This window comes from Streptomyces sp. ASQP_92, from assembly GCF_025399895.1.
Taxonomy (GTDB): Bacteria; Actinomycetota; Actinomycetes; order Streptomycetales; family Streptomycetaceae; genus Streptomyces.
Map to the genome: position 1 here is coordinate 45,103 of NZ_JAODUA010000029.1, position 7,624 is coordinate 52,726.

Genomic DNA, 7,624 nt, shown 5'->3' on the forward strand with positions numbered 1-7,624 from the left:
AGTGCTCGTCTACTACAACTTGCCGCGCCTGCGGACCGTGTTGATTCCGCTCCTGTTCGCCTTCACCACGTTGATGGTGTTCGCCGGGCACGCGCACGCTGCGGATATCGACCCAACGGGAGTCGGCGACCTCATGCCGTCGCCCGACAACAAGGTGCCCGACGGCGAGGGCACCCTCTATGAGACGTACAGCAATCCGTCCCTGTGGCAGCTCGATTCCGATTTCGGTAAGTGGGACATCCTCGACCCGATGGCCGAGGCCATCGCGGATATCTGCATGGGCCTGATCGCCGTACTCGGTACGGCCTGCATCGTGATCGTGCAGTGGATTTTCCAACTGACCACAATTCCCGAACTTGAGAACGCCATCACCAAGAGCATCGGCGGGGCCGCCAAGGGCCTTACGGTGACGCTCCTCCCGAGCGCACTCGCCGTCGGCGGCCTGGTGGCATTCGTGCAGCACCGGAAGGGCGGCGGGGGCGGGGGCCTGTCGCAAATCGCCTGGGTGCTGATCTCCGGTGTGGTCTCGGTCTCGCTCCTGACCAGCCCTCAGACCTGGGTCGGCGGCATCGACAGCGCCCGTCAGGTCGGATCAAGCGTCACCATGAACGCCACGTCGCAGGGCCTCGGCGACGGTTCGGGCGACTTCCCGTTCAAGCTCGACCATAAGCCGAAATTCAGCGGGAACGGCAGGGATGACGCCCTCCGCAAATCGAGTGATGCCGTGTGGCGCGCATATGTGGCGACCCCGTGGTGTGTCGCGGAATTCGGCTCTTTCGAGGTCTGCGAGAAGTACGGAAAAGACCTGTTGGACAAGGGTAGTGACAAGGACAAGCGCAAGGAATGGTTGCAAGACACCGTCGACGACGATGCAGTCGGCGGCGACTCCGTGACATGGCGTCAGGGGCATAGCCCCGTCGGCCGGATCATGGTCACCATTCCCGCCCTAATCTCCGTGATCCTGTTCGCGGCGCTAATCCTGATGCTCGCCTTCACCTCGTTGGCGAGCCTCCTCGGGGCCCTCATGCTTCTGTTGACGGGCGTCATCTTCGCGTGCCTCTGGGTCATCCCCGGCCGCCCCCGCGAGTGGGGTCTCGCCTGGTTCGATCAGGTTCTCGCGCGCACCCTCGAAAGCATGATCGCAACGATGGTCCTCGGTGCGGTCCTATCCCTACAGGCCGCCACGACGCAGATGTTCGGCCAGTACGGATGGCTCCCCACCAGCGGCCTGAGCATCGCCGCCGCCATCGTCGGGATGAACTTCCGGGCCGTCGTCGCCCAAATCTTCGGCGTCCGCGGTACCACCTCCGGAATGCTCGGCGGCCTCGCCCTCGCCAAGATGATGAACCGAGGCGGCGGAGGCAGCAGCCGCCGAGGCGGCGGAGGCGTCGACCATCAGCCCGTGCGCACCGTGCCCGGCCGCGGACGTCGCCGAGGCGGCGGCGGAGGAGGAGGCGGGGGCGGCGGCGACGACCTGCCGCAGCTCCCCGGCGGCGGGGGCGGCGCAGCCGATGACATGAACGTCGTCCTCACCCGCGTTCCGCGCCACCGGCCACCCGCGCCGGCACCCCGCCCGCTCCCGGCTACAGCCGGTGCGGGGGCGGGCCCGGCCCTCCCACCCGGCGGCGGCGCCGCGACTGCCGGCGGACGCTCCGACGCCCCGGTGATCACGCTCGACCGCGAGCGGTCCGACGTCACCGGCAAGGCCCGCGCCACCCTGCCCCCGCAGCCGTCGAGGCCCCGCGCCGGACTGCCTGGGGGCAGGGAGGGCACCACGGCCGCGGCGGGGACCGCAGCAGGGGCAGGAGCCACGCGTCCGGCCATCGGGTCGGGGCCGACGCCGGTCATGCGCCCGGAGAACGGCGGGACACCGAACTACGCCTTCCGGCAGGCCCCGCCGCCCGCGCGGCCGGGCGATCCCAAGATCATTCAGGCGACGGTAATCCGCAGCACGCCCAACGGTCCGCCACCGCGGCCGACCGGGAGCACGCAGCCGCCGCCCCGCGCCACCGCGCCGGCACGCCGCCCAGCGGCCCCGGCGGTCCCGGCGCCCAGGAACACCGGCCGACGGGGGTAAGCCATGACGAAGAAAGACGAACCGACCCCGGAGGAGTGGCGGGAGATCCTCGCCTCGTACTCCTACCCGGAGGAGGTCAAGAAGACGAAGGGCCGCCGCGGGCGCCGCGAGGCCAAGCGCGAGCACCGCGAGGACGTCCGGCGCCGCACGAAGGAATGGGTTCGAGAGGAACGTCGCCGCGACCCGATCCGCCCGGCCGGTGCCCTGGTCATCGTGCTGGTGATCCTGGGCCTCGGCGTCGGGGCCCGCCTCCTGTGGCCGGGCCTCCTTGGCGAGAGCCACAAGGGCGACCGTGTCACGGCCACCGCGAGCCCGACCCCCGGCGCCCAGGACGAGGCGCCCGCGGCGACGCCGAGCAGTCCCTCGGCGTCGCCGAGCTCCTCGGCGGCCGTCGACCTCAGCAAGCCGGACCACGTCGCCGAGGAGGCCGTACGGATCTACCTCACCCGCAACCCGCCCAAGGACCAAGACCACACGGCGAGCGTCCTCCGGGCCGAGCCGTACATGACGGCGGCCCTCGTCGAGAACCTCGCCGGGCACACCGACCCGGGATGGTCCAAGCTCGTCAGCCGCGGCGGAGTCGCCACCGTGAGCACGGTCAAGGTCGAGCCCGCGGGCAATGACCTGCCCGTGGACACCCCCATTCGTGTCTGGCGGAAGACCACAGCGAAGGTAGACGTCGAGGGGTACACCAACTACAGCGAAACCACCGTGCTACAGGTCGAGTTGACCAACGGTGACGGCGACGGGTGGCACGTCTCCCGAATCCTGGGGCTGTAGTGGACGGACGCGACGCCGTCCGGACCGTGGGCCGTTTCGCCGGGACCGGGCTCAAGATCAAGGCCACTGCCATAGCGTCGGTGGTGTTCGTGATCTTCCTGTTCGTTGTCGGCATCTTCGGTGCCGGCATCGGCGGGAAGGCGTTCGCCGACTCCTGCGGCGAACGTGGAACACCGGGCGTCGACTACGGCGACGGCGACGGAGGAGACGCCCAGCAGCCGACCGGCGACATTCGGAAGAACCAGATAGCGAACGCCAAGATCATTGACAAGGTGGCCGACGATGGCGGCCTGTCCGGACGGGCAACGCTCATCGGCCTGATGACCGCCCTACAAGAGTCGACCTTGCTCAACCTCGATCACGGCGACCTCGATTCGATCGGCCTCTTCCAACAGCGGCCGTCGCAGGGCTGGGGCACAAAGACACAGATCATGCAGCCCACCTACGCGGCCGGGATGTTCTTCTTCGGTGCCAACCGCGACACCACCGCCGGCATCCACGGCCTGACTGACATAAGGGGGTGGGAGACGATGGGCCTCGGCCAGGCCGCACAGAAGGTGCAGGCGTCCGCCCACCCCGAGCTGTACGACGGCCAGGAGGACGCCGCCCGGCAGATAGCCAAAGAGGCCGGCATCGACCTTGACCGCCCCGGCAAGGGCGGCAACGCCGACGAGGACCAGGGCCAGGGCGACGACACCGCCACCCCCAACCCGGACCAGGACGACGACCCCAACGCCAAGTGCTACCCCGAGGACGCCAACGACCGCCCCGGCAAGCCCGGTGAAGCGTTCCATGACGGTGACGCCCCGTGGCCCGCGAACGTGAAGAACCCCCGCAGCACCGCGGACGCCATCGCCTGGGCCGAGAACGAGGCCAAGACGGGCGGCAAGGACTGGTATCGCGCCTGCCTCGCGTTCGTTGCCCGGGTGTACGGCTGGAGTTTCTCCGGGACGGCTTACGCCATTGACCACTACTACGAGATGCCAGCCAGCATGAAGCACGACAAGGACCGGAACCCGCCGCCCGGTGCCCTCATGTACTGGGAAACCGGCGGTCGAGCGGGTCACGTTGCTGTGTATCTCGGCGACGGAAAAATTGCCAGCAACGATATCCTCAGACCGGGTTACATTGACGTCGTACCCGCCACCGACATTGAAAGTAAGTGGGGTTCTACATACGTCGGTTGGGCACCACCGTATTTCCCCAAGGGTGGATAGATCGGAGAAAGACCAATGACCATCACTGACCCCGACCAGATTCCCGCAACCCCGATCTACACCATCACCGTCAGCTCGAACGGCGTCGCCGCGGTCAACGGGGAAGAGGTCACCGAGCCGGGCCTCAACGCCAACGAGGCCCGCGTCCGCGCCCTCGCCGAGGTCCGGATCAAGGCGGCCTTTCACGGCCGCCCCGTCCGCGTGCTCGCCAAGGAGGCCGACGGGGCGGCCTGGCCCCTGATCGTGGACGTCAACGGCGACGTGATGACGCTCGACCGCCCGCACCCGACACCGCCGGCACCCGTGCCCGCACAGGCGCCCCCCGCGGCCCCCACCTCCCCGGCCCCGGCCGAGCCGGTCGTGACCCTCGCCTCGGCAGCGGCACCCCAGCGGGCGGCGGTCGGCACTCAGGCCCGTACCGCACAGCAGCCCGCCGCGCCGGATGCCGGCCGCGCCACAGCCGCCGTACCGCCCGAGTGGGCCGCGCCCCTCCCGCCGCAGTACGCATCCGTCTGGGCCGAGCTCGTCGCCCACGAACGTGCGGGACGGCTCGTCGAGGCCATCGTCGCCGCCGCCCAGATCGAGACCGCCCTCGCGGGCGCCTTCGGGCCTCTCGCACCGCCCACGGTCAACGTGATGACGACGAGGGCCGCGTTCACCGTGCGCCGGGTCGAGGAGACAGAGGATTGGGCCGAGACGTTGGAGCTCCTCGTCCAGACGGCGCAGCGCCGCCGCGAGGCAGGGGCCCCCGAGGACGAGACACAGCGGGTGATCAGCAACGCCCACGCGGTGTGGATTCGCCTCGCCGTGGAAGATCCCGAGTACGCCCGCGAGACGGCCGAGCCGGTGCTCGTCCTCCTGGGGGACGTCCCGGAGAACAAGCGGCGCGCACAGGCCGTGATTCGCGTCCTCGAACGGGGCGCAGCGGCGTAGCAGGGCACCGCCACCGAGAACGCGCGAGACCCCCCTCCCGACACACGGGGAGGGGGGTCTCGCGCGTTCTGGGCCAGGGCGCAGCAACGGGGCGCAGCAAGGCGCGGCAGGGCGCGGCGCAGGGCCTCAAGAGGCCCTGACGGGCCCTTTCTTCCGGGGCGTGGCCCAGGGTGCCACACGGCACGCCGCGCACCGCCCTGCGGGCCCTGGCGGGCCCTCCGGGCGAATCGCCGGGCGCCTTCGGCGCGTTCACCGGCGATTCGGTCCCGCTTCGCGGGACCGCCCTTTTGCCTGCGCCTTCGGCGCGCACCGGCAAAAGGGTTTTCGGCCCTGCGCCTTCGGCGCGCACCGGGCCGAAAAGTACGCGCCGTGCCGTGCGGCCTCCTGGGTCACGCCCCGGAAGCGCTACGCGAAAGGCGAGCTTTCAGTGAACCCAATTTGCTGCCCGCAGTGCGGAGGACTCTCCGCCTACTGCGTCCGGCCTGACGGCCTGTTCCAGTGCCCCGAATGCGGGGACCTCCTCGACCGCCGCGATATCGACCTCGACGGTATGGAGGTCTGGGGAGTCTCGGCCGACGGAACCCTGTCCACGGCCACCGACCCCGCCCACTCCCTTGACTGCCTCATGGAGGCAATCGAGGAATTCCTCACCGCCGACGAGTGCCCGAACGCCGAATACGCCCGACTCGACTCCATGCGGAGTGCGACGGAATCCCTCGCGGCGTACATCGACGCGCGCCGCCTCGGGATCAAGCGGCCTGAACTCGGCTACACCGAGGAAAGCGTTCGGACCGCCGTCAACGCGGGTGCCGACATGGTCCTCGGCGAGATCAGCCTCGGCGAGCCCGAAGAGGACGCAATCAACCTCGTCGTGAATGCCGCGATTACGAGCCTCACCAACCCCGGCGCCTCGTTCGCCGAAATGGTCGAGGAGAACTACGGCGAGAGCGCCGACGAAATCCGTTCTTGGTGGGGGTGGAGCAAGTGACCAACAACGAAATGCGCCGATACGAACTCGGCGACCCGAACCAGGAATGCCGCTATCCGGTCCGATTCAACGGACTGCACATCGGCCGCATTTACCGGTGGCACGGTGCTTGGTACGCCGTCCCGGCCGGACAGAACGAAGAGATCCGAGTCGCCGCCGGAAGCGTCGGGAAGGAACTCGCCGCCGGTTACCTCGTCGCCATGTACGAGCTGCGGCAGATCACCCCGCAGAACGCCGAGGAGGACCAGGAAACCGCGCCCCGCGAATTGGTCGGGCCGGTGCCCCTCCTGCACCCGCGAATGCCCGCCACGCCCCGGAACACCGAGGCCGCGCGCAAGGCCATGGATGGACTCGCCGAATTCCTCTGGACCCCCCTCGGCGGCTACCCCGGGGCCGATAACCCCTGGTTCCTCCGGTGCCAGCTCTGCGGGTGGCAGGGCCCCCGCTACTGGTCCCACCTGCGCGGGCGCAACGGCAACCCGCCCTCGACGTTCCGGCACCCCGGGTGCCTCGACGCGGAAAAGGTCCGCGCCGCAATCACCGTCTACGGCAAGTGAAAGGCAGGGAAAAGGAAATGACGGACCTTTACGCGGACGGCGCCGCCGAGGCCAATAGGACCCGCGCGCACTGGGCGGTTACCGCCCTGGAAGCATTCGGATCGGAGACCGGGCAAAACTACCTCGACGGCACCCTCGACGTGGACGGCGACGTTCTCAGGGAATTGGGCGGCGACCTCCTCGCCGACCTGTTCCACCTCGCCCGGTTCAACGGCTGCGCCCCGGAACTCGTCATCGACGCGGGCCTCATGCACTTTGAGGCCGAGCTCGACGAGGAGCGGGCCGAGGAAATCGAGCCCTACCTCGAAAGGGCCAAGGCCGCAGGGGTCGAGCTCTCGCCCGGTGACTTCAAGTGGGACGAGGACCGGCCGACCATCGACGGGATGGAACCCGCCGACTGGCTCGACCACATGACGGACTGACAGAACGGCCTAGGTAACGACTAGGCAACAGAAAAAGGGTGACCGGTGAATGGTCACCCTTTTTCCATGCCCAAATGCGCGGCCAATCGACAGCCCTTCGGGCTGGTCCGCCTTTATGTGGCCTTCGGCCACGGGCGGCCTGGTCCCGCTTCGCGGGCCCGAAAGGAAACCCGCCCCCCTAAGTGGCCTTCGGCCACGGGGCGGAAAGGACCCGGCCCTATCGGGCCGCCGCTATCGCGGTGGGCCCCTTTAAGGCGCTTCGCGCCGGGGCCCGCCCCTGCGGGGCAAAGGAAAACGGCCTACGGCCGTTTGGAAAACGAATGCTGAGGTATTCTCATAAAGCCAAGGAATTACCGAGAAAGGCGCCCGATAAAGAGGCGACCACCACACTTGACAAAGAATTGAACAACCCTTATGGTAGGAAACCTAAACGGAATTAGATAAAGGGAGGTGAGGAAAATAGAAACCAAGTTCGAGGGAAACGGAACCGACGAGGTCACCCCCACCCCTCCTAGCCAGCCTAGCCGCGAAGCGGCAAAATCCCAGGTCAGAGGCCGCGAAGCGGCCCGAGCAACCCCCACAACCGCCGTGAAACGGCGGTCAGGCTCCGCGAAGCGGAGCCCTCGACGGCGTGAAACGCCGTCAGGGGA

Annotated in this window: 7 protein-coding genes; all 7 read left to right on the forward strand. The window is 68.6% G+C overall.

What is annotated here, in order from left to right; genetic code table 11:
- Position 1 precedes the first annotated feature (1 nt).
- The 7 genes from N4G70_RS34320 to N4G70_RS34350 all read left to right on the forward strand — a co-directional run bounded on the left by N4G70_RS34320 (position 2) and on the right by N4G70_RS34350 (position 6,974).
- On the forward strand, positions 2 to 2,077 hold the full coding sequence (locus N4G70_RS34320) for a hypothetical protein (RefSeq protein WP_261716695.1): 2,076 nt from the start codon (positions 2 to 4) through the stop codon (positions 2,075 to 2,077).
- Positions 2,078 to 2,080: 3 nt separating this feature from the next.
- The gene (locus tag N4G70_RS34325) at positions 2,081 to 2,857 is read left to right on the forward strand and encodes a hypothetical protein (protein ID WP_261716696.1); all 777 of its coding nucleotides are present in this window, start codon (positions 2,081 to 2,083) and stop codon (positions 2,855 to 2,857) included.
- Complete coding sequence (locus N4G70_RS34330) at positions 2,857 to 4,074, forward strand: C40 family peptidase (RefSeq protein ID WP_261716697.1); 1,218 nt, start codon at positions 2,857 to 2,859, stop codon at positions 4,072 to 4,074. The genes N4G70_RS34325 and N4G70_RS34330 overlap by 1 nt, the downstream gene beginning before the upstream one ends.
- 15 nt (positions 4,075 to 4,089) lie before the next feature.
- On the forward strand, positions 4,090 to 5,007 hold the full coding sequence (locus N4G70_RS34335; protein ID WP_261716698.1) for a hypothetical protein: 918 nt from the start codon (positions 4,090 to 4,092) through the stop codon (positions 5,005 to 5,007).
- A gap of 550 nt (positions 5,008 to 5,557) precedes the next feature.
- On the forward strand, positions 5,558 to 5,995 hold the full coding sequence (locus N4G70_RS34340; protein ID WP_261716699.1) for a hypothetical protein: 438 nt from the start codon (positions 5,558 to 5,560) through the stop codon (positions 5,993 to 5,995).
- On the forward strand, positions 5,992 to 6,552 hold the full coding sequence (locus N4G70_RS34345; protein WP_261716700.1) for a hypothetical protein: 561 nt from the start codon (positions 5,992 to 5,994) through the stop codon (positions 6,550 to 6,552). The genes N4G70_RS34340 and N4G70_RS34345 overlap by 4 nt, the downstream gene beginning before the upstream one ends.
- 17 nt (positions 6,553 to 6,569) lie before the next feature.
- Complete coding sequence (locus N4G70_RS34350; RefSeq protein ID WP_261716701.1) at positions 6,570 to 6,974, forward strand: hypothetical protein; 405 nt, start codon at positions 6,570 to 6,572, stop codon at positions 6,972 to 6,974.
- Positions 6,975 to 7,624: the final 650 nt, after the last annotated feature.